A 25,585-nucleotide genomic window follows, 5' to 3' on the forward strand; every position below is an offset into this window, starting at 1 on the left:
CCTCCGTTCATCGGCACCATTTGGTCACGGTGATGCTCGTACCCTGGCCCACCGCGGTGTCGATCTCGAACTCGTCGACCAGCCGGCGCGCGCCGCTGAGCCCGAGTCCGAGCCCGCCGCCGGTGGTGTAGCCGTCGGTGAGCGCCAGGCCCAGGTCGGCTATGCCCGGACCCTGGTCGGCGAAAACGATGCGGATCCCGTTGCGCCGGCCGTTGTCCACCTGGCTGACGTCGACCGTGCCGCCACCGCCGTAGACCAGGGTGTTGCGCGCCAGCTCGCTGGCGGCGGTGACCAGCTTGGTCTGGTCGACCAGGGAGAGCTTGACGGACACCGCGAGGGTGCGGACGAGCTGCCGCACGCGCACCACATCCTGGTCGGTGGCGACCGTGATGCGATCGGTCATGGCGCGTGCGCCGCCGTCTCGTCCGCGTCTTCCTCCAGCTCGAGCCGGTCGGTGCCGCGGTCGAGCATCGACATGCCCAGCTCGACGTTCAGCGCGGTGCGGATGCCCGGCAGGGACAGGCCCAGCTCGACCAGCGTGATCGCGACCGCGGGCCGCATGCCGACCACCACGGTCTCGGCGTCGAGCACCCGGGAGATCGACGCGATGGTGGCCAGGGTGCGGCCGACGAACGAGTCGACGATGTCCAGCGCGCTGATGTCGATGATCACGCCGTGGGTGCCGGTCTTGACGATCCGATCCGCCAGGTCCTCCTGCAGCTGCAGGGCGACCTGGTCCTCCATGTCGATCTGGATCGAGACGAGGAGGGTGTCACCGATCTTCAGGATCGGGACGCGTTCCACGTCAACGCGCCTGTCGCTTGTTGTCGTTGATCTTGAGCACGTGCCGCAGCGCGTCGGCCAGGGAAGACTTTGTGGCGATGTCGCCGAACTCGATGCCCAGCGCCACGATGGTCTGGGCGATCTGCGGGCGGATGCCGGAGATGATGCATTCGGCGCCCATCAGCCGGGCGGCCACCACGGTCTTGAGGATGTGCTGGGCGACCTGGGTGTCCACCGCCGGCACGCCGGTGATGTCGATGATCGCGTACGGCGAGCCGGTGTCCACCAGCGTCTGCAGGAGTCGTTCCATGACCACCTGCGCGCGGGCCGAGTCGAGCGTGCCGACCAGCGGGACGGCCACCACGCCCTCCCACAGCTTGACCACCGGTGTGGAGAGCTCGAGCAGCTGCTCGGCCTGGTCGGCGATCAACGCCTCGCGGGCGCGCACATAACTGTCGAAGGTGAAGAGCGCGGCCCGGTCGACGAAGTTGGAGAACGCGACGAAGTCACGCAGGGTAGCGAGGTCGGTGCCGTGGCCGTCCTCCAGGATCTTGAGAACAGCATCCTTGAGGGTGAACACGCTGACCGCTGTCTCGGTGGCCGAGAAGCCCTGCCGGGCGCGGGTGGTGGAGAGGTCGCCGAGCAGGGCCCGCAGCTCGCCGGCCGAGTCCGCGTCCAGGTCCTGCGCGCCGCCACTGGCCGCCGCCGCGAAACCGCGCTGCAGCTCTGCCACCTGGCGTTCCAGTTCGGCATGGCTGAGGCGTCCGCGCAGCGTGGGCTGCACCGACTCGGCCCAGGTGCGCACCAGATCGTCGGCGTGCTCCTTGAGCAGGTCGGCGAAGCGGCTCGCCTCGTCCGAACTCAACGCCATCGGTGCCTCCCCTGTTGCAAAATCCCGCACGACGGGCGGACTTTACCACCGGACATTCGCATTACTTGCTGTAGAGGAACTAACGCCCCGTTCTGCAGGCCGGCCCGCCCGTGGGGTACCGTCTGCCAGATAACTGGAGGTCCTGAATGTCCCTGACGGTACAAACCGAGCAACGCGGCGACATGGTCGTCGTCTCGGTCACGGGCGAGCTCGACATGGCCACCGCCCCCCAGCTCCAGGATCAGATCAGCGATCTCCTGGAAAAGGGTCGGAACCGCCTGGTGTTCGACCTGGCCGAGGTCTCGTTCTGTGACTCGACCGGCCTTTCGGTCTTCGTCCGGGCGAAGAACAGCACGGACGACGCCGGTGGCGTGGTGCGGCTCGCCGCCCCGCAGCGCGGGGTGCTGCGCATCCTCGAGGTGAGCGGCCTGGTCGAGGTGCTGCACACGTTCCCGACGGTCGACGAGGCGGTCAGCGCCCCGGAACAGGCCGCGCCGACCGCGTAGGCCCGAGATCGGCACGCGCACCGCGCGGCTGATCTGTTACAACGTCCCGCATGCCCGGTGATGCGAAGACTGTCGTCGATGACGTCCGTGCGAGCTTCGGTCCGCGGTTCGTGCCGGCCCGGGTCGAGGCCGAGGCCGATGCGCGGCGGTTCCTGGACGACAACGCCGGCGCCATGGACGCGGAGAAGATCGTCGCTCTGGGCCGGCTCATCAACCGGCACGAGAAGGCCGGCCGCGTCCGCTACGACCGCTTCACCCCGGGGTTCACCGGCGCGATCATGGCCAAGCTGGGCAGCAACCCGCAGCTGTTCGACGACGCGGTGTCCTACCTGCGGGGCAGGTCGATCGAGAAGGCCCTGACGCTGGTCGGCGACATCTTCGCCGACCGGTCGGTGTTTCCGCACGCCGGGTCGTCGCTGCCGAGCTACCTGATGTACCTGCGGGATCCCGATCAATTCGGAATCTGCGTCAACGCCACCATGCGCGGCCTGGAGTCGGTGACCGGCACCCGCTACCGGGCGAACAGCGGACTCGCCTACGCCCGGTTCTGCGCGGATCTTCGCGGCTGGCGCGCACAGCATGGCGTGGCGCCGCAGGAGGCGGACGCGATCCTGACCAACCTCATGCGCGCGAACAAAGCAACAACGCCGGCGATCGCGCCGCCGGTGCTGAGCTTGACCTCGGAGCAGGTGGCGGCGGCCTGTTATCTCACGGTCGAGCAGATCGACCAGTGGGTGGACGCGCTGCGGACCGGGATGCGCCAGGCCGTGTTCCACGGTCCGCCCGGCACCGGCAAGACCTACGTCGCGCGGCTCCTCGCCCAGCACCTGGCCACCTCGCCGGACCACATCGAGATCACCCAGTTCCATCCGGCCTATTCGTACGAGGACTTCATCGAGGGGCTGCGGCCGGTCGCCGGGGACGGCGGGCTGCGCTACGAGGTGCGGCCGGGCGTGTTCACCAGGCTCTGCGCCCGGGCCGCCGCCGCGCCGGACGAGACCTTCGTGATGATCATCGACGAGATGAACCGGGCCGACCTCGCGGCCGTCTTCGGCGAGCTGCTGTTCCTGCTGGAATATCGGGACGCGGCCGAGGTCACGCTGCCCTATTCGCAGCGGCGCCTGTCGGTGCCGAAGAACCTGCTGGTGCTCGGCACGATGAACACCGCCGACCGCAGCCTCGCCCTGATGGACTTCGCGCTGCGGCGGCGCTTCCACGCCTTCCCGCTGGAGCCCAGCGAGCAGGTGCTCGGCGCCTGGGCCGAGCAGCGGTCGGTGGACAGCGCCGAACTCGTGCTGGGGATCTTCCGGCTGATCCGGGACCGGGTCGGGCCCGAGGCGCCGGTCAGTCCGGGCCATTCCTACTGGATGACCGAGGGGCTGGACGCGGCGGTGGCCGAGCGGATCTGGGCCTATCAGCTGCACCCCTATCTGGCGGAGTTCTGGTTCGAGCAGCCCGGCGACCTGGCCCGGCTCGACGAAGAGGTCCGCGCCCTGATCGGCGAGAGCACCTGAGGTGATCGACCTCGTCGAATACCGGACCAGCTCGCACGTGCTCAGCGAGGACGACGCGGCGGAGCTCGGCGAGCTCACCAAGGGCGCCACCGCGAGCAAGGACCGGCCACGCGTGATCGAGAGGCTGACCCCGCAGAAGGGCGCCTTCGAGATTCAGCCCGGGCCCTATGTCGGCCGCTTCCGCCTGCGCAGCGGCCGGATCGTGAACGTGGCCAGCCGATTCGCCTTCGACGATCTGGCCGCGCTGCTCGGGCTCGGCGAACGCACCACGCTGCTCAATCAGTCCGCCGCGCCGGCCGGCCACCACGGCACGGGCCTGATCGACCTGATCGCCCTGGCCTTCACGCGCGAGGCCGAGCGGGTGGCCGGTCAGGGGCTGGTCAAGGGGTACGAGCGCCGGACCTTCACCCGCCCGCCGTACGCCGGGGTGCCGTCCGCCGCCATCCACCTCAGCGCGCACGCCGGCCGGCCGGATCGCCTGGCCACCACCGCGAGCCGGCTCACCGACGACCTGGCGGTGAACCGGATCGTCGCCGCCGCGCACCGGCGGCTGTCCGCGCTGAGCTATCCCGACAAGCGGCTCGGACTGCGGCTGCGGGCGCTCGGCCCGGTCTTCCACCGGCTGACCCCGCTGACCGGGCCACCGCCCCGAGTCGAGGCGGTGCCACGCCGGTATCGCGAGGTCTACCAGCTCGCACGGCTGATCCTGGGCGAGCGCACGGTGCTGCCGACCGGCGCCGGATCGGCGGGAGTCAGCGTGCTGTTCAACATGACGCAGATCTGGGAGGAGTACGTCGGCGCGTGGCTGCGTACCCGATGGCCCGGGCATTTGATCTTGAAGCAGTATCCGGTGCCGCTGGCCGATGGCTTGACCGGCCGGGCGGATTTCGTCGTGCAGCGCGCCGGGCGGAACGTCGCCGTGTTCGACGCCAAGTATCGGAAGTGGAAGAAGCTGCCGAGCACCGGCGAGGTCTATCAGATGTTCACCTATGCGCACTGTCTCGGCGTCACGCACGCCGCGCTGGTGCATCCGGACGCCACACCGAACCGGACCAGCATCACCATGGGCGGCCTGACCATCGAGAACCTGGCCGTCAAACCCTAGGTGTCGCCCCGGCCAGGACCGCGTCCACCAGGGCCTCGGCGAAGTTGTCGGTGGGCGCGCCCGGAACCATGTTGAGCATGTTCTGGGCCATCCCCGGCGCGGTCAGCATCAGCACGGTGAGCTCGATGTCCAGGTCGGCACGCAGCTCGCCGGTCTGCACGCCGCGGCGCAGGATCGAGCGCATCACGTTGCGGCGCGGCTCGACCACGGTCTGGAAGGCCTTGCGCAGCTCGTCGTCGCGGAACAACTCGGGCAGCAGGCAGGCGGTGACCCGGCCGTACTGCTCCATGCGCTTGCTACGGCTGCTGCGCACCAGCATGACCAGGTCCTCGCGCACCGACTCGCCGAGCGGCTCGGGCGGCGGGCCCTTCATGGTGCGCACCGTGTCGATCAGCAGCGCGTCCTTGTTCGCCCAGCGCCGGTAGATCGTGGCCTTGCCGACGCCCGCCTTCGCCGCCACCGACTCGATCGACAGGGCGTCGACGCTCTGCCCCTCCTGCAGGAGGGTGATCACGGCATTGATGATGGCCTCATCGGCCTTGGCGTTGCGGGGGCGACCCGGAGCCTTTCGCTCCAGGTCGCCTCCCGCAGCAGCGCTGACGGTCGTCATGTCGTCCATTGTCGCTGAGCGATCAGACCTCGGCCAGGGCGACGCCCTGCTCCTCGGCCAGCCCTTCCTCGGTGGTCGGCGCCGGCGCCGCGGCGGGCCGCAGGCGGGGCAGGTAGAAGGCCGCGACCAGGGTTCCGAGCAGTGCGATCACGGTGGTGCCGACGGCCGCGTAGTGCATCGACACGATGAACGCGTCGTTCGCGCTCTGCACCAGTGCCGAGCCGGCCGGCCCGACCTGCTCGGCCACGCCGTAGGCGCCGGAGATCGACGACTCGGCCGTCTCCCGGGCGCCGTCGGGCAGAGCACTCGCCGCGCCGTTCAGGTTGTCCCGGTAAAGCGAGCTGGTCACCGCGCCGACCGCGGCCACGCCGAGCGCGCCGCCGATCTGCCGGATGGTGTTGCCGACCGCGGAGCCGACGCCGGCCTTCTCCCGCGGCAGCGCCGCCATGATCGACTCGGTGGCCGGCGGCATCACGTTCGCCGTGCCCACGCCGATCACGAAGAACACCGCGCCGACGATCCAGATCGGCGTGGTCGCGTCGATCCACAGCCAGGCCAGCATGCTCACCGAGACGAGCAGCATGCCCACGGTGCCGACCGCGCGCGGACCGAACCGCTTGACCATCGCCGCACTGCGTGGCGCGAAGATCATCTGAGCGACCGCGAACGGGACGAACAGCGCACCCGAGGCGAGCGGGCCATAGCCGCGGACCAGCTGCAGATAGAACGCGCTGAAGAACATGGTGCCCATGGCGGCGAAGAAGACCAGCCCGATCACGGCCGTGCTCGCCGAGAAGGTGCGGTTGGTGAAGAGCCGCACGTCCAGCGACGGGAAGGCGACGCGCCGCTCCCAGAGCACGAAGGCGGTCAGCACGATCACCGAGGCGACCAGGGTGCCCCACGCTCGCGGGTCACCGAAGCCGGCCTCGCCGCCCTCGATCACGCCGTAGGTGAGCAGGGAGAGGCCGATGATGGAGAGCAGCACGCCGGCCACGTCGATGCGGCCCGGCTTCGGGTCGCGTGACTCCGGCACCAGGATGACGAGCAGCACGATGCCGACGATCACGATGGGCACGTTGATCAGGAAGACCGAGCCCCACCAGAAGTTCTCGAGCAGGACGCCGCCGACGATCGGGCCGATGGCCACGCCGAGCCCGACCGCGCCGGCCCAGACGCCGATGGCCTTGCCGCGCTCGCTCGGGTCGAAGACGTTGGCGATGATCGACAGGGTGGCGGGCATGACCGCCGCCGCGCCCAGACCCATCAGCGCCCGCGCCCAGATGAGCTGGTCGGCCGAGTCGGCATAGGCGGAGATCAGGGACGCGAGCCCGAAGATCGCGAGCCCGGAGATGAGGGTGATCCGGCGGCCGAGCCGGTCCGCGAGCACGCCCGCGGTGAAGAGCAGGCCGGCGAAGACCAGCGTGTAGGAGTTGATCGCCCACTCGAGCTGGCTCTGGCTGGCGCCGACCCCGCGCTCCGGGTCGGCGATGATCCGCAGGGCGACGTTCAGGACGGTGTTGTCCAGCACGACGACCAGCAGGCTGATGACGAGTACGCCCAGAATCGCCCACCGCCGGGGGTGGCCGGTCTGTGGCGTGACGGGTGCGTCCATGTGGATGCTCTCTTCCGAAGGACCGTGCAATTACGATACGGAACTGATCCGTATCACGGAGGACACTACGACGCCTGCCACCAATACGGAACGGACTCGTATCGAATGTGTCCGTGATCACCCCGCCCAAATTTCTTCGAAAGATCGAGCAACCTTTTGTGGGCCCCGAGCCACCTATCTATGTACGGTTCGGCTGCCCCGGTGAACCCCCCACGGCTCCGGGGCAGCCTGACCGTCACAGGTCCCGTGGGTGAACGAGCCGAGGAGCCGGATGTCCGGTCGTGCTGACAAGGAGACCGCCTACCAGGCGTTCTTCGAGCAGCACCATGCCGATTTGGCGCGCCTGGCCTACCTGATCACCGGCGATCCCAACGTCGCCGCCGACCTCGCCGCCGACGCGCTGGTGGAGATCTGGCGGCATTGGCGCCGGGTCACTTCGGCCGAGCACCCCCTCGGGTACGCGCGCGGAGTGCTCGCCAATCTCGCCCGCGGCTGGGTCCGGCGGGACCGCCGGGAACGCCTGGGCCTGCTGCGGAGCCGTTTCCGCAACGAGGAGTTCCACGGCCCGGACGTGCCCGCGGTGCTGGACGTGCGGGCGGCCCTGAGCCGGTTGCCGCTGCGGCGGCGCGAGTGCGTGATCCTGCGTTATGCGTTCGACGTGTCGGAGAAGGAGGTGGCGGCGATCCTGGGCATCTCGGTGGGCGCGGTGAAGAGCCACACCTCACGTGGCGCCGACCAACTGGCGGCGATGCTGACCGACACGACGCCACCGAGCGGCGGGTCCCCGGCCGGCTTCGCCCAGTCCCTGGCGACCCGCCGGTCCGAGCAGGCCCCGGAGACCCGGCCGCGGTTCCGGTCGGCATCCGTTCCGGCCCTGGAGGGGCGATGACGGATCCGGATCGGCTGCGCACCGAGCTGCGGGAGGCCGCGTCGGCCTATCAGCCGGACCGGGGCGCGATCGCGAGTCGTGCCGCCGCGCGCCGGGCAGCCGCCCAGCGACGGGATCGGCTGCGCCCGGTGCTGGCCGCTGCCGCGGTGCTGGGCGTCGCGGTGGCGAGCGTGGTCGGCGTACAGCTGAGCGATGAGGCCGACCCGCCACCCGTGGTCGCCATCGCTCCTCCGGCGACCACCACCCCGGCGGAGTCGCCGCCGACGACCTCGAAGCCGAAGCCGACGACCCCCGGGACCAAGGCGCCGCCGTCGAAGGCCACCACCGTCCGGCCGTCCTTCATGGAGTGTGCCGGGACGGTGGACAAGAACTCGGTGGCGACCTGGACGCAGAACACGGTGACGGTGCACAACAAGAAGAAGGCCGACGACGTCGAGGTTACGATCACCGTGCCGCGCGCCGGCGAGTCGCGTCCGGCCGGGCGCTTCAGCACGGTGCCGAACACCGACCTCGAGATATCGGTGCGGGAGACGGCGAAGGCGCTGGTCTACACCTTCAAGCTGAGGGACGGCGCGACGCTGGCGGCGGGCACCTGGGTGTTCGCCGCTCAGTTCGAGCACCGGGCCGGCCGCGACAAAGCGGACGATTCTTATGTGGTTGATGCTACGTCGGACCGGTCCGAGGGCGCCTGGAACGGCAACTTCAGCCGAACTTAAGGAAGCCGCGAGCAACCTTCGGCGGCACTTCGCAAAGTCCGGGAATTCTTGATCGGCCCTGAACTCGCCGCGCGTATCGACCGGTGAACATCCCCGGAGCGAAAGTCAGGTGAAGAGCATGAACCGCAGCCAGAGTTCCCGCCGGTGGCGGCTGCCGGTGACGGTCGGCGTCGCGGTGCTGGCGATGGCCGGTGGCGGGCTCGGTGTGGCACTGGCCGACGACGGCGGCAGCGACAGCGCGGCCGCGGGCTCGATCTCCTGCCCCGACGTCGCGTCGCAGCTGCCCGCCATTCCGGCTCGGGCCCAGGCCGAGGTCGAACGCAACCTCGCGCTGTTGCAGACCCAGATCGCCGAGGCGAACGCCCGGATCATCAGCACCAAGGGTCAGGGCGGCCCGAACTTCGTGCAGAACGCCATCCTCGGACCGCTGAAGGACAAGCGGGCCGCCACCATCGACCGGATCGCCATCTCGATCGGCCGGGCCGCGGAACGCCCGCAGGGCCTCGAACGACTCGCGCCGTGCTCGCTGGGTGGCGACGAGGCAGCCCCGCCGGCCGAGGAAGCACCGCCGGCCGAGGAGGCCCCGCCGGCCGAAGCGCCGCCGGCTGAGGAGGCCCCGCCGGCCGAGGAAGCACCGCCGGCCGAGGAGGTGGACACCGAAGGTGCGATCGCCTGCCCCGACGTCGCCTCCGAGCTGCCCGCCATCCCGGCGTCGGCCGCCGCCGAGGTCGAGCGCAACCTCGCGCTGCTCGACACCCAGATCGCCGAAGCGAACGCCCGGATCATCAGCACCAAGGGCCAGGGTGGCCCGAACTTCGTGCAGAACGCCATCCTCGGACCGCTGGAGGACAAGCGGTTCGCGACCATCAACCGGATCGCCACCGCCATCGGCCGCACCGCGGCGAAGCCGGTCGGACTCGACGCCCTCGCCCCCTGCGCGTTGGCCGACTGATTTCGCCGGCCTGGGAGATCGGCGGTCACCGTGGCCGCACGGTGACCGCCGATCCCAGAGTTCAACCCAGAACGGCCACTACCACGTAGCGTCCGATGAACGGACTGGTACGTTCGTAGTGACCGTTTTGTATGGGGGAGGCCGGCATGGCGGCAGCCGAGGCGCAGACCGATCGCCGTCGTGATGCCGACCGTACCCGGGCGGACATCCTCGAGGTAGCCACCGAGGAGTTCGCCGGTCACGGTTTCAGCGGCGCGCGGGTCGACGAGATCGCGGCCCGCACCCGCACCACCAAGCGGATGATCTATTACTACTTCGGCGGCAAGGAACAGCTCTATCTGGCCGTGCTGGAGCGGGCCTATGCGGAGATCCGGGCCGCCGAGCGCACGGTCGACGTCGAGCACCTCGACCCGGTGTCCGCGATCCGCCGCCTCGCCGAGGTGACCTTCGACCACCACGAGGCGCATCCGTCCTTCATCCAGCTGGTCGGCGCGGAAAACGCGCAGCAGGGCCGGCACATGACGCACGTGGCCCGGCTGGTCGACCTGAACAGCTCGGCGGTCGGCATGCTGCGCGAGGTGCTCGACCGGGGTCAGCGCGACGGCGTCTTCCGCGGCGACGTCGACCCGCTCGACGTGCACATGATGATCAGCGCATTTTGCTTCTTCCGGGTGGCGAACCGGCACACCTTCGGCGCGATCTTCGGCCGCGACCTGCTCGACCCGGCCACCCGCGAGCACTACCGCACGATGGTCGCCGACATGGTGGCCGGTTACCTGAGCGGCACATGAAGCGGGCGATGGCGACCGTGTGCGTCTCGGGCACGCTCGACGACAAGATCGCGGCCGCGGCACGGGCCGGGTTCGACGGCATCGAGCTCTTCGAGAACGACCTGGTGGTCTCGCCCTGGTCGCCCGCCGAGGTGCGCGCCCGGTGCGCCGAACTGGGCCTCACCATCGACCTCTACCAGCCGTTCCGCGACTTCGAGGCGGTGCCGTCCGAGCGGCTGGCGGCCAACCTGGCCCGGGCCGAGCACAAGTTCGGCGTGATGGCCGAACTGGGCGCGGACACGATGCTGGTCTGCTCCTCGGTCTCGCCCGCGGCGATCGATGACGACGGGCTGGCCGCCGAGCAACTCGCGCTGCTGGCCGAGCGCGCGCACCGCCGAGGCATGCGGATCGCCTATGAGGCACTCGCCTGGGGACGCCACGTGTCCACCTGGGACCACTCGTGGCGGATCGTGCGGGCGGCCGACCACCCCGCGCTCGGCCTCTGCCTCGACTCGTTTCACGTGCTGTCCCGCGAGGTCAGCGTCGCCGGGATCGAGGCGATCACCCCGGGCAAGGTCTTCTTCCTGCAGCTCGCCGACGCCCCCAACCTGAGCATGGACGTCCTGCAGTGGAGTCGCCACCATCGGCTCTTCCCCGGGCAGGGCGCCTTCGACCTGCCCGATTTCGTGCGCCGGGTGCTCGCCACGGGCTATTCCGGACCGCTGTCGCTGGAGGTCTTCAACGACGTCTTCCGGCAGTCCGATCCGGTGCGCACAGCGGTCGACGGGATGCGCTCGCTGATCGCCCTGCACGACCGGGTGCCGCCCGCGCCGACCCTGATCGAACACGGGTTCAGCGAGTTCGCGGTCGACGGCGAGTCCGGGCCGGCACTGCAGAACGCGTTGCGAGGTCTCGGTTTCACGCACACCGGACAGCACCGATCCAAGCCCGTCGAGTTGTGGGAGCAGGGCGCCTGCCGAGTGATCCTGAACAGCGCCGTCACCCGTCCGCAGTCGCCGGGCACCGCCGCGCTCAGCGCGTTCGCCTTGACGAGTGACAATCCAGACCATTCCCGGGTACGCGCGGAAGCCCTGCTCGCCCCACCCCTGCCGCGGGCGCGCGGGCCACGCGAGGCGGACCTGGTGGCGATCGGCGCACCCGACGGCACCTCGCTGTTCTTCAGCCTCTCGCTGGCCGATTTCCTCGACACCGGCGAGTCCGCTCGTTCTTCTGCCGGCCTGCTCGCGACCGACCATCTTGGACTCGCGCAGCCGTTCGACAACTTCGACGAGGCCGGTCTCTTCTACGAGGCGGTGCTCGGGCTCGATCGGCTGTCCACTGAGGAGTATGCGGCGCCGTTCGGGTTGATGCGCTCCCGGGCGTACGCGAACGAGAGCCGGACCGTCCGTCTCGCCTTGACCGTCGCGTTGTTGCGCCGGGGCGAATGGGCCCCGGCCGTGGCCGACCCGCAGCACGTCGCCTTCACCACCGCCGACATCTTCGCGACCGCCGCCGCGATCGAGAAGCTCGGCGGGGCAACACTTCCGGTGCCGGACAATTACTACGCCGACCTGCAGGCGCGGTTCGCACTCTCCGCGTCCACAGTAGATTCGCTGCGGCGGCACGGGATTCTCTACGACGGCGGCAGCGACGGCGGCGAGCTGCTGCACCTCTACACGCCGGTCTACGGCGGGCGGGTGTTCTTCGAGATCGTGCAGCGGCGGGCCGGATACGACGGCTTCGGGGAGGCCAACGCGCCGGTGCGCATGGCCGCGCACCGGCACCTGCGGCTGGCTAGAGCTTCTGCAGCTGAGTGACCACCATGGCGATCGCGAAGAAGCCGTAGAAGCCGATCGACAGCACCAGCCCGCCGAGCCGCCAGCCGCGCAACCGGATCGCTTCCGGCAGATCCCGGGTGTTCAGGCGGACCAGCAGACACGAGTAGAGCAGCGTGACCACCGAGGCCGCGCAGGTCGACACGATCAGCAGGCCGAGCGGCTGGGTGAAGCCGGCCAGCAGGATGGCCGATCCGAGCACGATCTCCGCCCACACCACGGTGAGATAGAGCCGGGATTCGGTCCAGCGCACGGAATCGGCGAGGTAGTTGCGCCGCACGAAGTCGCTCGCCACCCGGCCGATCACGTCGAGCAGGCCCATCGCGGCGGCCCACAGCGACACCGCGGCGATCGCGAAGAACAGCAGCTTCAGCCAGGTGCCGACCTCCGCGGCCAGCACCTCGCCCTCGATCCGCAGGAACGACGGGTCGTTCTTGACGTCGTCCCGGCCGAAGAGCGTCTCGTACGCGAGCAGGCTCATGATCGTGATGGTCAGGAAGCAGACCAGCAGGAACGCGAAGGCGTGCTCGGTGTTGGCCCGCTTCCACCACACCTGCCACCGGGCCAGGTTCACTTCGTCCTGCGGGAACGTGTAGCGCCCCGCGCCGGCCGCCTCCTCCTGCCCGGTGATCGGCGAGATCAGCCGCGGCACGTGCGCGCCCATGCCGTAGCGCTTGTCCCGGATCCAGTTGCTCAGCACCAGGTTGTGCACACCGCCGGCGCCGGCCGCACCGATCGCGCTGAGGATCAGGGTGAACGTGATGCCCTCCGGGATCTGGCCGAAGCCGACCACCGACTCCTTGGCGCCCTCGCCCCAGGTGGCCGCCGAGATCACGAAGATCACGACCACGGCCAGGAAGAACAGCGTGAGCCCGACCTTGACGATCTCGACCCGCTCGACGGTTTTGTAGATGACCTTCGAGGCGGAGAGCAGCACGCCGATCACGACCAGGGCGACCACCGTGATCCAGACCGGATCGCCGCCGCCGACCAGATAGGTGAACACCGTCGAGCCGCTGGTCGCCCAGCCCGGCCACACGTACTGGAAGGCGCCGGCCAGGCAGATGATGATGCCCCAGCCCTTCCACCAGCGGGAGAACCCGGCCACCGCGGTCTGGCCGGTGGCCAGCGTGTAGCGCTCGATCTCCATGTTGATGACGAACTGGACGAGCAGTGTGGTGATCGCCAGCCAGAGCAGGCCGAGGCCGCCGATCGTGGTCAGGTAGGGCCACAGGATGATCTCGCCGGCCGCGAGGCCGATGCCGACCGCGACCACTCCCGGGCCGACCATGCGGCGCAGGGACATCGGTTCGGGCAGGTCACGGGTTTCGCTGTCGATTGCTTGCGATAGGGGACGGCTCATCGGTTTCTCCCTGGAGCAGCAGGTTGAGGTGGGAGAGCATGCGCGCGGTGTCCGGGCGGCGACCGGTGAACAGCTCGAACGCCGCGGCGGCTTGAAAGACGCACATCGCCGTGCCGCCGAGTGCGCGCAGACCCAGTGCCCGCGCGCTGCGCAGGAGCTCGGTCTCGACCGGCATGTAGACGATGTCGACGACCCACATCCGCGGGTCCAGCAGGCCGACCGGGAGCGGTGGCCCCGGGTTGGTCCGCATTCCGACCGGGCTGGCGTTCACCAGGCCGTCCGCGGCCTCGAGGGCGGCCGGCATCTCGGCCGGCGCGGCGACCGCGATCCGGTCCACTTCGAAACGGGTGCTGAGCGCCTCGGCGAGCAGCCCCCGCCGGTCGGCGTCCGGGTCCACCACGGTGAGATGGCGGACCCCGGCGCCCAACTGGGCGAAGGCACACGCGGCGCCCGCGCCACCCGCGCCCAGCTGGACTACGCGGTCCACCAATGCACCTGGCAGCCCGCGCCGGAACGCCTCGGCGAAACCGAAGGCGTCCGTGTTGTAGCCGATCCGCCGGCCGTGGCGGAACACCACGGTGTTGACCGCGCCGATGTCCCGGGCCAGCGGGGACAGCTCGTCGAGCAGGCCGACGGCCCGCTGCTTGAACGGATGCGTGACGTTCACCCCGGCGAAGCCCTCGGCCTCCGCGCCGGCCAGCAGCGTGGCCAGGTCGGCGCCGGTCTCGGGCAGGCCGGTGTCGAACAGGGTGTAATCGAGGTCGAGCCCGTGTGCGCGACCCTCGGCCTCGTGCAGCGCCGGGGACAGCGAGGACCCGATCCCCGAGCCGATCAAGCCATACCGACATCGCACCCGCGATCACCACAATCGATGTACGAACTAGTACGTTAGTAAGCCTCGACCGACACACTCTTGTCAAGAGACCGAAACACTCGGGCCCTCTGGGCCCCCACCCGCGCTGATCACACCGTCCGGAGGGCTTCGGTGGGTGACAACCGCGCCGCCCGCATCGCCGGATAGAGACCCGCCACCGCGCCGATCACCACGGCCGCGATGACCCCGCCGACCATGCCGGTCCACGGGATGAGCAGCCCCCAGCCGCGGATCACGTCATAGGCGCCGGTGACGATCGCGCCGAGCAGCGCGCCGCCCACCCCGCCGATCGCGGAGAGCACCAGCGCCTCGGCCACGAACTGCAGGCTGACGTGCCGCCGGGTCGCGCCCAGCGCACGCCGCAGGCCGATCTCGGAACGCCGCTCGAGCACCGAGATCACCATGACGTTGGCGATGCCGACGCCGCCGACCAGCAGCGCCACCGCGCCGAGGGCCAGGAACAGGTCGGTGAAGGCGCTGCTCGCGTCGGCCTTGGCGGCGATCGCGTCGGACGGGCGGGACACCGACACCTGGTCGGGATCGGCTGGGTTGGCGGTCGCGGCGACCACCTGGCGCACGTCGTCGATCGCGTCCGGATCGCTGCGGACATAGACCGTGCCGGGCGCCTCGTCGGCGTCGAGCCGGTCGATCGCGATCTGGCGGCCGATCAGCACGGTCCGATCGAGGTCCTGGGCCAGCTCGATCGAGTTCAGGATGCCGATCACGCTGAACCACTGCCCGTCCACATAGATGCGGGCGCCGTCGCCGACCGAGGTGATGCCGAGACGGTCCGCGGCCACCGAGCCGAGCACCACCACCGGCAGCGAGCCGCGGCTGGAGTCCAGCCAGACGCCGTCCCGCATGGTCGCCCCCAGCGTGCCGAGCAGTTCCGGGTCGGCGGCCTTGATGGTGATTCCGCCGGTGCGCGTCCGCGGGATCAGGTCGGTCCGCAACACCGTGCCGTCCACCGGGGTGACCGAGCTGACCTGCTCGACCGGCCCGATCCGGGTCAGCATCCGCTCGGCGGTGGTCGGCAGCACCGGGTCGGCGCCCGCCCCGATGCCGCCGCCGGCCTGCACGGTCAGCAGATTGGTGCCGAGCCGGTCGAGCGAGGCGAGCAGGTCGGCCTTCGACGAGTCGGAGATGCCCAGCACCGCCACCATCGCGGCGATGCCGATGGCGATGCCCAGCGCGGACAGCGCGGCCCGCATCCGCCGGGTGCGCAGCCCGATCGAGCCGACCCGGAGCAGGTCGCCGGCGTGCAGCGAGCTGCGCTCCAGAACGACGGTCATGCCGCACTCCCCACCAGCGGGTGGCCCGAGTCGTGCTCGATCCGTCCGTCGCGCATCGCGACCCGGCGCGGCAGATGCGCCGCGATCTCCCGATCGTGCGTGATCACCACGATGGTCGAGCCGGTGGCGTGCAGTTCGTGCAGCAGCTCCAGGATGGACGCGCTGGACACCGAGTCGAGGTTGCCGGTGGGCTCGTCGGCGAGCACCACCGCGGGCCGGCCGATCAGCGCGCGGGCGATCGCCACCCGCTGCCGTTCGCCGCCGGAGAGCTTCTCCGGGTTGTGGTCGAGCCGGTGGCCGAGCCCGACCCGGTGCAGCGCCTCGGTGGCCCGCCTGCGCCGCTCGCCGCGGGAGACGCCGTGATAGAGCAGGCCGTCCGCCACGTTGTCCAGCGAGGTCATCCCGGAGAGCAGGAAGAACTGCTGGAAGACGAAGCCGATCGCCTTGCCACGCAACGCCGACAGGTCGCGGTCGGACAGCGTCGCCGCGTCGTGCCCGGCCACCCGCACCAGACCGGACGTCGGGCGGTCGAGGGTGCCGATGATGTTCATCAGGGTCGTCTTGCCGGAGCCGGACGGGCCCACGATGGCGAGCAGCTCGCCGCGGCAGACGGTCAGGTCGACGCCGTGCAGCACCCGGGTCGGCGGGTCGGTCGGATATTCCTTGATCACGTCCCGCAGTTCCAGGACCACGTCGGGGGTCATCCCGGCACCACCACTTCCAGGCCCTCGCGCACACCGGTCCCGGTGATCCCGGCGAACGAGTCGGTGATCGTGCCGGTCTCCACGCCGACCAGCCGATATCCGCCGGGCTGGGCCGGGTCGACCACCTGGATCGCATAGCCGCCCTCGGCCAGCGCGAGCAGCGCGGTGACCGGCAGGGCGAGCACGTCCTCGTCCCGGGACTGCTCGATGGTCACGGTGACCGAGCCGCTGTCGAAGTCCGCGGCGTCGGCCGCCCTGGTCAGGGTCACCACCATCTCGACGGTGGGGTCGGCGTTCGGATCGGCCGCGTTGGCCTGCGGGTCGGCGCCGACGTCGGTGACCTTGGCCGGGGTGTCCCGGCCGTCCGGCAGGCTCACGGTCACCACGTCGCCGGGTGCGACCAGATCGGCCTTGTCCAGTTCGAGGTCGACGTTGACCACCTTGCCGGTCGAGCTGACGGTCAGCACCGGCGTGCCGGCCTGCACCCCGGCGCCGACCGAGACCGGCTGGCTGACCACCCGCAGGTCACCGGGCGCGAACACCACGTCGCCGAGCTCGACCGTGCCGTCCGGGTCCGCCCGGCCGAGGTCGTCCTCCCAGTCCTCGACGGCGTCCGCGGTGGCCCGGGTGAAGTTCTCGTCCACGGTCAGGTCATCGCCGTACCCGAGGGCTTTGAGGGCCTTTTCGAGCTGTTCGATGTCGTCGCCGTCGGACGAGCCGGTGTTCAGCTCGCGATAGGCCGGCACCTTGCCGGTGAGCAGGACGGTCGGCTCGACGTTCACGGCGAAGAGTGCTCCGCCCTGCTTGACGGTGCGGCCAGCGGCGGCCAGCGAGGTCATCACGCCGGAACGGTGTGCGCCGAGGTCACGTTCGCCGGCGAACCCGAGCTCGCCGTCGACGTTCTCGGTCACCGCCAGGTCGCGGCGCACCACCTTGGCGGTGCCGGTCGCGGTGGCCGGACCGCCGGTGGTCTCGGCGCCGACGCCCAGCTGCCGGACGATCACCCCGGCCGCGGCGAGCACGACCACGGCCGAGAGGATCGCGAAGGTCCGTGCCCGCATCAATTGCCTCCGCCGCGCGGGAGGATGCCGGCGTCGGCGAACACCTTCTGGCAGACCTCGAACGCGGCCGCCACCTTCGGGTCATCGGTGTCGATCTTCCCGAACGGTCCGGATCCATCGCCCTGGCCGGCCTTGGAGAAGTCCGGATCGGGCAGGTCGACGCCCTCCTTTCGCATGCACTCGGCGAACTTCAGCGCCGCGTCCTGCAGGGCGGGATCGTCCGCCCGGAATCCGGCGGTCAGACCCTCCGGAGGCTCTCCGCATTTCTCCTGCGCGGCCCGCAACTTGTCGCGATCGATGGACTGCCAGCTCCCGGCGCCGCCGCCGAAGGAGACCCGGCCCTCGTCGTCCACGGTCGGGTCGGGCACGTTCGCGCCGTTGTCCCGCAGACAGGTCACATAGTCGTTGAGCTGCTTCTCCAGGTCGCCGGAGGCGGACGCGGAGGGAGCCGGGCCCTGGTCGAGGGTGGCGACGCCGCCCGAGTCGTCGTTGCCGCCGCTGCAGGCGCCGACGTTCAGCACCGCGGCGAGCGCCAGCAATGGCAGGGCCAGAAGGCGATGTGGTGTGGTCATGTGGAAGACGCTCGGGCCCGGCATTAAGGGCCGGGTGAGCCGAGTCTGAGAACTGGATGAGATTCGGCTGCGGCCCGCTCGCCGGAGAAGCAATGCGAGCCATCATGTGACGATGCGTGTTCTCGTGGTGGACGACGACGCCGACGTGCGGGACAGCCTGCGCCGCAGCCTCACCTTCGAGGGGTACCAGGTGACCACCGCGCCGGACGGCCGGCGAGCGCTGGCGTCGATCGGCGCCGAACGCCCCGACGTGGTCGTGCTGGACCTGCAGATGCCCGGCCTCGACGGGCTGGAGACATGCCGGCGCCTGCGCACCCAGGGCGACGACGTGCCGGTGCTGATGCTGACCGCCCGGGACGGCACCCGCGACCGGGTCACCGGGCTGGACGCGGGCGCCGACGACTATCTGCCGAAGCCGTTCGCGCTGGAGGAGCTCTTCGCCCGTCTGCGCGCGCTGTTGCGCCGGTCGGCCACCACCGAGACGCCGCGGGTGCTGCGCTTCGACGACCTCGAGCTGGACACCAGCACCCGCGAGGCGGTCCGGGCCGGTCGGCCGATCGTGCTCACCCGCACCGAGTACGACCTGTTGGAGCTGCTCATGCGTCATCCACGGCAGGTGCTCACCCGGCGGCAGATCCTGGCCGAGGTGTGGCGCTACGACTTCGATCCGGGCTCCAACACGCTGGACGTCTACATCGGATATCTCCGGCGCAAGACCGAGGAGCACAATCCGGTGCGCCTGGTGCACAACGTGCGCGGCGTCGGCTACACCCTGCGTACGCCGCAATGAGCCGGCGCCCCGGGCTGCGTGCCCGCCTCGCCCTGATGAGTGCCGCGGCGGTCGCGGTGGCCATCGCCGCGGTCGCGGCACTCGCCTGGTGGACGACGTCGCAGGTGATGCAGGCGCAGGTCGACAACACGCTGCGGGGCAGCCCGCTCAGCACACGCCTGGAGAGGTTCATCGAGCCCGAGTGGATCTGCCGGGCCGGGGCACTGCCGCCGGTGCTGGCGGAAGGGCTGGGCTCGATCCAGGTGGTCCGCGCGGACGGCACGTCCTGCACCTTCGACCAGTCGCCCCGGCTGCCCGTCACCGCGGCCGACATCGCGGTCGCCAACGGGGCCACCGCGACCGCGCCGCGCGATGCCACCACCAGCGACGGCATGCACGTGCGTGCCTCCACCATGCCGGTCGGGCCGGGCTACGCGCTGACGGTGTGGCGCGATCTCACCGAGATGGACAACACGTTGCGCACGCTGGCCTTCGCGCTGCTGCTGGCCGGTGGGCTGGGTGCGCTCGGGGCGCTGATCGCCGGCTGGGCGGTCGCGCGGACCGGGCTGCGGCCGCTGGACGGCCTGACGATGGCCGCCGAGCACGTGGCGGCGACGCAGGATCTGAACGTGCCGATCGCGGTGTCCGGCACCGACGAGGTGGCGCGGCTGGGTGGCGCGTTCAACAAGATGACCACGGCGCTGGAGGCCGCCCGGCAGCGTCATCAGCAGGTGATCGCGGACGCCGGGCACGAGCTGCGTACGCCGCTGACCAGCCTGCGCACCAACGTCGAGCTGCTGGTGCGCAGCGAGGAATCGGGCCGGGCACTGTCCCCGGTGGACCGCCGGGACCTGCTGCACAGTCTCTCCGCGCAGCTGTCGGAGCTGAGCCGGCTGGCCGGCGAGCTGAGTCTGCTGGCCCACGAGGAGCCGGCCGCGGCCCCGGCGCCGCTGCGGCTGGACGAGGTGGTCCAGCGGGCGGTGGGGCGGGCGTCCCGGCGCGGGCGGCACACCATCGTGGTGGACCTGCAGCCGTGGGTGCTGGTGGGCGAGGCGAGCGCCCTCGAACGGGCGGTGCTCAACCTGCTGGACAACGCGATCAAGTTCGCGCCGGGCGGGTCGACCGTGACGGTGACCCTGCGGGACGGCGTGGTGACGGTGTCCGACCAGGGGCCGGGCATCCCGGATTTCGAGCGCCCGCAGGTGTTTCAGAGATTTTGGCGGTCGCCGACGGCCCGGGCGATGTCCGGCAGCGGCCTGGGTCTGGCGATCGTCGCCGACGTGACCGCCACGCACGGCGGCCGGGTCGACGTGGGCGAGTCCCCGGAAGGCGGAGCGAAGTTCTCGATCCGCCTTCCGGGGAGCCCGGCCTGGATCAGCTCGTGAAGGTCAGCCGGCGCCGGCGCGCCAGCACGAAGCCCACGGTGCCGAGCACCAGCAGCGCCAGGCCGCCGATCCCGGCGGCCATCCCGGCCGGACCGGTCACCGGCAGGCTGCCGCCGCCACCGGCGCCGCCCGTGTCGCCCTTGTTGAGCAGGATGACGGCCTTGTTGTTGGCCAGGTTGACGTCCTGCAGGAAGCGCTCGCACTCACACGGCTCGTTGACCACCACGTCGCCCTTGGCGTTCGCGACAGCCTCGTCGAGGTGCAGCTTGAACTCGTACGTCTCCTCGTCGCCCGGGACCATCAGGTAGTCGTCGAACCAGCACTCGACCTTGTCGTCCCGGCCCTCGGCCGGCGAGCAGGTCTCCGGGATCAGCTTGAAGCTGGTGCCCTCGGGGGCGTACACCGCGGTGACCGCCGGCGAGGAGCCCACCCGGCTCAGGTCGATCGCGGCCTTGCCCACGTTGCGGACACCCGCGGTCACGGTCACGTCGTCGCCGGCCTCGCCGGTCGCCTCGCTGCCGAACGCGGCCAGGTCGGCGCCGTTCTTGCCGGTGACCTTGACCTCGAGGTGGCTCCAGTTGTCGCCCGGGTTGGCGTCGGCCTGCGGCGGCGCGGCCTTCGCCTTGCGCTGCGAGACCTCCTGCAGCGAGAGCTCGTCACCGTCGCCCGGCGTGCCGAGCTCGATGCCGTTGGCCTCCAGGAAGCCGTTCCAGTCCTCCAGCTCGGCCCCGGTCAGCCAGGAGACCTCGCCGAACTCCCCGCCCGGCGCCAGCGTGTCGGCACCCAGCCGGTACGGCAGGTTCGCCGTGTACGTGCCGCCCACCTCGACGGTCTCGTCGAAGACGCAGGAGCGCAGCCAGCCCTCGCTGTATCGGCAGTTGCTGAACTGCTCCGGCGACTGGATCGCGTAGTCGTTGTAGAAGATCACGGCGGTCTCGGTGACCGCCTTGTCGCCGGAGTTGTGCACCGACATCGGAGCGGTGAACTTCCCGCCCGGCGCGGCACTGACCTCCACCGGGCCGCCGGCGGTCAGGTCGACCGACTCGGCGACGCGCACCTTGGAGGTGGCGACGATCTCGTCGACGCCCTGGCCGGAGAAGGTGGTGACGAGGTTGGCCACGTCACCCGCCTGCGCGGACTTGTCCGCCTTGACGACCGCCTCGAACGGGTTCGCGCCCCACGGGCCGATGTAGACCTCGAACCAGTCCGAGCAGACCAGCTCGATGGCCGAGACCGACTCGCACGAGGTCGAGTCCTCGATGTTGGACAGCGAGAGGCCGGTCACGTCGCCTTCGAGCTTGAAGACCATCTTGGGCTCGGTGACGGCGATCTCGTCGTCGTTCCACATGGTCGGGGACGCCACCGCGCCGCCCCCGCCCACGGGCGTCGTGACGTCCGGCAGGTAGATCGAGATGTCGGTGCCGGCCGGGGCGGCCAGCGCCGGAGCGGCGCTCGTGCCGAGCACGGCAGCCGCGACCGCGAGCCCGGCGAACGCGCGCCGGGCAGGGGTGTACAGCATTGTTTCTGTTGTCCTTTCAGGGGTGATGCTTCGAGGGGAGAGTCAGTTCTCGAGGGTGGTGGTCGGCCGGCGCCGGGTCAGCACCAACATGGCCGCGCCGAGCAGCATCATGCCGAGGCCGATCATCGCCGCCACCGAGCCGGCCGGGCCGGTCACCGGCAGGCTCGGGCGGTTGCCGGAGCCACTGCCCGTGCCACCGCCGGAGCCGGCGGGCGGAGCCGGCTTGTTGAGCAGGACGACGGCCTTGTTGTTGGCCAGGTTGATGTCCTGCAGGAAGCGCTCGCAATCGCAGGGCTCGTTGACCACCACGTTGCCCTTGGCGTTCTTGACGACCTTGTCGATGTGCAGCGTGAACTCGTACGTCTCCTCGTCGCCCGGCACGATCAGGTAGTCGGAGAAGTAGCACTCGACCTTGTCGTCCCGGCCCTCGACCTGCTCGCAGACCTCGGGGATCGCCTTGAAGCTGGTGCCGGTCGGGGCGTAGACCGCGGTGACCGCGGGCGACGAGCCGAGGCGGCCGTAGTCGATGGCGGCCTTGCCCACGTTGCGCACGCCGGCCTTCACGGTCACGTCGGCGCCGAGCTTGCCGGTCGCCTCGCTGCCGAACGCGGCCAGGTCGGCGCCGTTCTTGCCGGTGACCTTGACCTCGAGGTAGCTCGAGTTGTCGTCGGGGTTGGCGTCCGCGTACGGCCCCAGCAGACCGCGCTTGGCGGCCGAGCGGTCCTCGAGGTGCAGCACGTCGCCGGTGCCCGGCTTGCCGCGCTCGATGCCGTGCAGCTCCAGGAAGTTCTGGTAGTCCTCGAGCTCCGCCGCGGTCATCCAGCGGACCTCGCCGTACTCGTTGCCCGGGGCCAGCGTGTCGGCCCGCAGCTGATAGGGCAGCTCGGCCGCGTATGTGCCGCCGATCTCGATGCGGTCGTCGAAGGAGCACGAGCGCAGCAGGCCGTCGGTGTAGAGGCAGTTGCTGAAGGTCTCACCCGGCTTGATCGCATAGTCGTTGTAGAACACCAGGGCCGACTCGACGACCGGGACGTCGCCGGAGTTTCGCACGGTCATCGCGGCGGTGAACTTGCCACCGGGCGCCGCGCTCGCCTCGACCGGTGCGCCCGCGGTGAGGTCGACGGCGGTGGCCGGCATCACCCTGGAATAGGCGACGACCTCTTCGACACCCTTGCCGGAGAAGGTGGAGGTGAGCTGGGTCGGCTCGCCCGGCACCGTGGCGCCGTCGGCCGCGGTGACCAGCAGCCGGAACGCGCCGGTGATGCCATCCGGGCCGATGCCCAGCTCGAACGAGTCGGTGCAGACCAGCTCGCGCGCCGACACGCTCTTGCAGTCGGCCGAGCCCTCGGCCGCCGACAGGGAGACCCCGGGCAGCGCCTCGTCGAGCCGGAAGACCAGCTTGGGCTCGGCGACGGAGATCTCCACGTCGCTCCACCAGACCGGGGACACCACGGCGCCGTCGGTGCCGATCGGCACGGTCACGTCCGGCACGAACATCGTGATGTCGGCGGTGGCCGGGGCGGCGAACGCCGGCGTGGCGCTCGTGGCCAGCGCGGCGACCGTGACCGCGAGCCCGGCGAACGCGCGCCGAACCGGGGTTTGCGCCATCGTGGTGTCCTTTCAGGATCAAGCGGGAGAGGGAAGCATAGAGGGAGACGTCGATACGCCGCCGTCCCACCGGCGTCCACCTCATCCGAACGGCTTTCACATCCAGCCGAACGGCCCGCCGGTCCCGGAATCACCCCTTGGGTGCGCCTGCCTCGAACAGCATCACGCAGCCACGCTCGGTGACCTCGGCCTCGTCGAAGTGCCGCACGAGCTCGTCCATGAACCCCCACTTGTCGTCCTGCTCGTTATGGAAGATCCCTTTTCTGTTGTAGAGGCCCATCAGCGCGGGCGCGGGCCAGCTGGTCTCGAGTCCGCTGGACAGAATCGTGGAGCCGAAGATCTTGCCGCCGGGCTTGAGCAGCCGGGCGGCGTTGGCGAGGATCGCGCCCTTCTGCTCCCAGGTGCCGGGCACGCAGTGCAGCAGGAAGTTCATCCCGATCGAGTCGAACGACCTTTCGGCCAGCCCCGGGATCGGTTCGAGTACATTCGCCCGGACTGTTCTGGGCTGGTAGCGCTTGATCCGGGCGGCCGCGGCGTCCAGCGAGTTCTGGTTGAGGTCGACCAGGGTGATCTGCGGGTCGGTGACCGCCATCTTGCAGTGATCGAGCAGATAACCCGTGCCGACGCCGAACTCGGCGTGCCGCTCACCGATCGACCGGTTGTAGTTGTCCAGCATCAGCTTTTTGGGGCAGCGCCAGATGAACCGGCAGGAGAACCCCAGCACGAACAGGTCGTAGGCCGACAGCACGGGCCGCGAATAGACGGCCTGCCCGGCATGCACATCCTCGGCTGACGGCTTCTCCCGCACGCGGACATCCTCCCCCCGCGTCCACTGTGTGCACCAGAGCGGGATCAGGTTGTTTCACCGGTCAGCAGACTGGCCGCCCGCTCGGCGATGCCCAGCACCGTCGCGTTGGCGTGGCCGGCGATCGGGCTCGGCATCACCGACGCGTCGGCCACCCGCAGGCCGGTCACGCCGCGCACCCGCAGGCTCGGATCGACCACCGCGAGCGGGTCGATGCCGATCCGGCAGGTGCCGCCCGGGTGATCGTGGGTCGACATGCTCCGCCGCAGGTGGGCGATCAGTTCGTCGTCGGTGAACGTATCCGGGCCGGGGTTCGTCTCGACGCCGCCGAGGTGCGCCAGTGCCTTGCCCATGCCGACCTCGCGGGCCATCCGGAAGCCGGTCACCATCCGCCGCACGTCGCTCTCGTCGGAGAGGTAGTTGGGGTCGATCAGCGGCTGCGCCCGCGGGTCCGGGCCGGCCAGCCGCACGGTGCCGCGGCTGCCCGGGGTCATCAGGCTGAACCGCACCGAGAAGCCGTCCTCCGGGCCGGGCGCCGCGCGCGGGTGCAGCACCTCGTCCAGGAAGGTCAGCTGCAGGTCGGGCCGGGTCCAGAAGCCGCTGCGGAGCAGGACGTGCGGCTCGCGGGCGAGACGCCGGGCCCGCACCGGCATCGGGGTCCGATAGGCGATCTCGGCCCTCGGGTGGTCGTGCAGGTTGGCGCCGACGCCGGGCAGATCCGTGACCACGCCGATGCCGAGCGCGCGCAGGTGGCGGGCCGGGCCGACGCCGGAGAGCTGCAGCAGGTGCGGGCTGCCGATCGGGCCCACGGCCAGCACGACCTCGCGGTCCGCGTGGATCAGGTCGTCCGCGACGGCCACGCCACGGCACGCGTCGCCGTCGAAGATCAGGCGGTCGATCCGCAGGCCGGTGCGAACGGTCAGGTTGGGGCGGTCGAGGACCGGCATCAGGTACGCGTCCGCCGCGCTCTGCCGCCGCCCGCGGACCACGGTCAGCTCGTTCCAGGACGTGCCATCGGCTTCGGCGCCGTTGCCGTCGGGGTTGGCCGCATGCCCCGCGTCCACGGCCGCCTCGAAGCACGATTCCCACAGCGGCTCGGTCCCGTCCGGCACCGACACGTGCATCGGTCCGTGCGTACCCCGGAAGACCGGATCGCCGTGCGCGGCGGTCTCGCTCCGCTTGAGGAACGGCAGCAGATCGGTGTAACCCCAGCCCACCAGCGCCCAGTCGTCGTAGCTCGCCCGGTCGGCGCGGATGTGCGTCAGCCCGTTGCCGGCGCGCGACCAGCGCAGCACCCCGCCCCGGAGCCGGCGCTGTGGCACCGTCTCGAAGTCCCGCCCGGCGCCCGCCTCGATCAGCAGCACGCGGACGTCCGGATCCGCGGAGAGCCGGGCCGCCAGCACCGCACCCGCGGTGCCGGCGCCGACGACGAGGAAGTCGAACCGGGAGGACATCCCCGGATCCCAGTGC

The 25,585-nt window shown here is 70.5% G+C and carries 25 protein-coding genes; 10 read left to right on the forward strand and 15 right to left on the reverse strand.

The genetic code is table 11. The annotated features are described in order from the left end of the window. Window positions 1-7: 7 nt before the first annotated feature. Genes ACZ6TI_RS18265 through ACZ6TI_RS18275 form a run of 3 tightly spaced genes read right to left on the reverse strand, consistent with a single transcriptional unit; the run spans window position 8 to window position 1,654 of the window. Complete coding sequence (locus ACZ6TI_RS18265) at window positions 8-403, reverse strand: ATP-binding protein (protein WP_465346230.1); 396 nt, start codon at window positions 401-403, stop codon at window positions 8-10. Beyond that, window positions 400-804 (reverse strand): STAS domain-containing protein, encoded by a 405-nt coding sequence (locus ACZ6TI_RS18270; RefSeq protein ID WP_465346231.1) that lies wholly within the window; start codon window positions 802-804, stop codon window positions 400-402. The genes ACZ6TI_RS18265 and ACZ6TI_RS18270 overlap by 4 nt, the downstream gene beginning before the upstream one ends. 1 nt (window position 805) lies before the next feature. Further along, a complete protein-coding gene (locus tag ACZ6TI_RS18275) occupies window positions 806-1,654 on the reverse strand; it encodes an STAS domain-containing protein (protein WP_465346232.1) in 849 nt (282 codons plus the stop codon). 146 nt (window positions 1,655-1,800) lie between these two features. Between ACZ6TI_RS18275 and ACZ6TI_RS18280 the strand changes: the two genes are divergently transcribed. From ACZ6TI_RS18280 to ACZ6TI_RS18290, 3 genes are read left to right on the forward strand one after another with little or no spacing between them, the layout of a single operon-like run. Next, window positions 1,801-2,160, forward strand: a complete 360-nt coding sequence (locus ACZ6TI_RS18280; protein ID WP_465346233.1) for an STAS domain-containing protein — start codon at window positions 1,801-1,803, stop codon at window positions 2,158-2,160. A gap of 50 nt (window positions 2,161-2,210) precedes the next feature. Next, complete coding sequence (locus tag ACZ6TI_RS18285) at window positions 2,211-3,674, forward strand: McrB family protein (protein ID WP_465346234.1); 1,464 nt, start codon at window positions 2,211-2,213, stop codon at window positions 3,672-3,674. A 1-nt stretch (window position 3,675) separates the two neighbouring features. Then, complete coding sequence (locus tag ACZ6TI_RS18290; protein WP_465346235.1) at window positions 3,676-4,779, forward strand: 5-methylcytosine restriction system specificity protein McrC; 1,104 nt, start codon at window positions 3,676-3,678, stop codon at window positions 4,777-4,779. On the opposite strand, the gene ACZ6TI_RS18295 is transcribed toward ACZ6TI_RS18290, so the two are convergent. After that, window positions 4,769-5,389: a TetR/AcrR family transcriptional regulator gene (locus ACZ6TI_RS18295; RefSeq protein ID WP_465346236.1), complete on the reverse strand. Its 621-nt coding sequence runs from the start codon at window positions 5,387-5,389 to the stop codon at window positions 4,769-4,771. The two genes, ACZ6TI_RS18290 and ACZ6TI_RS18295, sit on opposite strands and share 11 nt — an antisense overlap. A gap of 22 nt (window positions 5,390-5,411) precedes the next feature. After that, on the reverse strand, window positions 5,412-7,001 hold the full coding sequence (locus ACZ6TI_RS18300; RefSeq protein ID WP_465346237.1) for an MFS transporter: 1,590 nt from the start codon (window positions 6,999-7,001) through the stop codon (window positions 5,412-5,414). A gap of 271 nt (window positions 7,002-7,272) precedes the next feature. Here ACZ6TI_RS18300 and ACZ6TI_RS18305 point away from each other — a divergent pair, with 271 nt between their 5' ends. The 5 genes from ACZ6TI_RS18305 (at window position 7,273) to ACZ6TI_RS18325 (ending at window position 12,145) form a co-directional block, all read left to right on the forward strand. After that, window positions 7,273-7,890 (forward strand): SigE family RNA polymerase sigma factor, encoded by a 618-nt coding sequence (locus tag ACZ6TI_RS18305; protein WP_465346238.1) that lies wholly within the window; start codon window positions 7,273-7,275, stop codon window positions 7,888-7,890. Continuing rightward, entirely contained in the window at window positions 7,887-8,606 is a 720-nt protein-coding gene (locus ACZ6TI_RS18310) for a hypothetical protein (protein ID WP_465346239.1), read from the forward strand. The genes ACZ6TI_RS18305 and ACZ6TI_RS18310 overlap by 4 nt, the downstream gene beginning before the upstream one ends. A 118-nt stretch (window positions 8,607-8,724) precedes the next feature. Continuing rightward, complete coding sequence (locus tag ACZ6TI_RS18315) at window positions 8,725-9,558, forward strand: hypothetical protein (RefSeq protein ID WP_465346240.1); 834 nt, start codon at window positions 8,725-8,727, stop codon at window positions 9,556-9,558. A gap of 146 nt (window positions 9,559-9,704) precedes the next feature. Then, complete coding sequence (locus tag ACZ6TI_RS18320) at window positions 9,705-10,349, forward strand: TetR/AcrR family transcriptional regulator (RefSeq protein ID WP_465346241.1); 645 nt, start codon at window positions 9,705-9,707, stop codon at window positions 10,347-10,349. Window positions 10,350-10,357: 8 nt separating this feature from the next. Beyond that, window positions 10,358-12,145, forward strand: a complete 1,788-nt coding sequence (locus ACZ6TI_RS18325) for a bifunctional sugar phosphate isomerase/epimerase/4-hydroxyphenylpyruvate dioxygenase family protein (RefSeq protein WP_465346242.1) — start codon at window positions 10,358-10,360, stop codon at window positions 12,143-12,145. Here the strand turns inward: ACZ6TI_RS18325 and ACZ6TI_RS18330 are convergent. The 6 genes from ACZ6TI_RS18330 to ACZ6TI_RS18355 all read right to left on the reverse strand — a co-directional run bounded on the left by ACZ6TI_RS18330 (window position 12,123) and on the right by ACZ6TI_RS18355 (window position 18,029). Continuing rightward, complete coding sequence (locus ACZ6TI_RS18330) at window positions 12,123-13,526, reverse strand: Nramp family divalent metal transporter (RefSeq protein ID WP_465346243.1); 1,404 nt, start codon at window positions 13,524-13,526, stop codon at window positions 12,123-12,125. The two genes, ACZ6TI_RS18325 and ACZ6TI_RS18330, sit on opposite strands and share 23 nt — an antisense overlap. Further along, complete coding sequence (locus tag ACZ6TI_RS18335) at window positions 13,483-14,379, reverse strand: shikimate dehydrogenase (RefSeq protein ID WP_465346244.1); 897 nt, start codon at window positions 14,377-14,379, stop codon at window positions 13,483-13,485. Before ACZ6TI_RS18335 ends, ACZ6TI_RS18330 begins: the two co-directional genes overlap by 44 nt. A 110-nt stretch (window positions 14,380-14,489) precedes the next feature. Beyond that, on the reverse strand, window positions 14,490-15,692 hold the full coding sequence (locus ACZ6TI_RS18340; protein WP_465346245.1) for an ABC transporter permease: 1,203 nt from the start codon (window positions 15,690-15,692) through the stop codon (window positions 14,490-14,492). Next, window positions 15,689-16,396, reverse strand: a complete 708-nt coding sequence (locus ACZ6TI_RS18345) for an ABC transporter ATP-binding protein (protein ID WP_465346246.1) — start codon at window positions 16,394-16,396, stop codon at window positions 15,689-15,691. Before ACZ6TI_RS18345 ends, ACZ6TI_RS18340 begins: the two co-directional genes overlap by 4 nt. Further along, complete coding sequence (locus tag ACZ6TI_RS18350; protein ID WP_465346247.1) at window positions 16,393-17,457, reverse strand: peptidoglycan-binding protein; 1,065 nt, start codon at window positions 17,455-17,457, stop codon at window positions 16,393-16,395. Before ACZ6TI_RS18350 ends, ACZ6TI_RS18345 begins: the two co-directional genes overlap by 4 nt. Next, complete coding sequence (locus tag ACZ6TI_RS18355; RefSeq protein WP_465346248.1) at window positions 17,457-18,029, reverse strand: hypothetical protein; 573 nt, start codon at window positions 18,027-18,029, stop codon at window positions 17,457-17,459. The genes ACZ6TI_RS18350 and ACZ6TI_RS18355 overlap by 1 nt, the downstream gene beginning before the upstream one ends. A gap of 112 nt (window positions 18,030-18,141) precedes the next feature. Here ACZ6TI_RS18355 and ACZ6TI_RS18360 point away from each other — a divergent pair, with 112 nt between their 5' ends. Continuing rightward, window positions 18,142-18,819: a response regulator transcription factor gene (locus tag ACZ6TI_RS18360; protein WP_465346249.1), complete on the forward strand. Its 678-nt coding sequence runs from the start codon at window positions 18,142-18,144 to the stop codon at window positions 18,817-18,819. Further along, window positions 18,816-20,183, forward strand: a complete 1,368-nt coding sequence (locus ACZ6TI_RS18365) for a HAMP domain-containing sensor histidine kinase (RefSeq protein WP_465346250.1) — start codon at window positions 18,816-18,818, stop codon at window positions 20,181-20,183. The genes ACZ6TI_RS18360 and ACZ6TI_RS18365 overlap by 4 nt, the downstream gene beginning before the upstream one ends. Here the strand turns inward: ACZ6TI_RS18365 and ACZ6TI_RS18370 are convergent. The 4 genes from ACZ6TI_RS18370 to ACZ6TI_RS18385 form a co-directional block, all read right to left on the reverse strand. Beyond that, window positions 20,173-21,702, reverse strand: a complete 1,530-nt coding sequence (locus tag ACZ6TI_RS18370; RefSeq protein WP_465346251.1) for a hypothetical protein — start codon at window positions 21,700-21,702, stop codon at window positions 20,173-20,175. The two genes, ACZ6TI_RS18365 and ACZ6TI_RS18370, sit on opposite strands and share 11 nt — an antisense overlap. Window positions 21,703-21,744: 42 nt before the next feature. Next, a complete protein-coding gene (locus tag ACZ6TI_RS18375) occupies window positions 21,745-23,310 on the reverse strand; it encodes an LPXTG cell wall anchor domain-containing protein (RefSeq protein WP_465346252.1) in 1,566 nt (521 codons plus the stop codon). A 130-nt stretch (window positions 23,311-23,440) separates the two neighbouring features. Continuing rightward, the gene (locus tag ACZ6TI_RS18380; protein WP_465346253.1) at window positions 23,441-24,118 is read right to left on the reverse strand and encodes a class I SAM-dependent methyltransferase; all 678 of its coding nucleotides are present in this window, start codon (window positions 24,116-24,118) and stop codon (window positions 23,441-23,443) included. A gap of 44 nt (window positions 24,119-24,162) precedes the next feature. Continuing rightward, the gene (locus ACZ6TI_RS18385) at window positions 24,163-25,569 is read right to left on the reverse strand and encodes a GMC family oxidoreductase (RefSeq protein WP_465346254.1); all 1,407 of its coding nucleotides are present in this window, start codon (window positions 25,567-25,569) and stop codon (window positions 24,163-24,165) included. Between the last annotated feature and the right edge of the window lie 16 nt (window positions 25,570-25,585).

It is taken from the genome of Actinoplanes sp. NPDC051388, assembly GCF_055586225.1.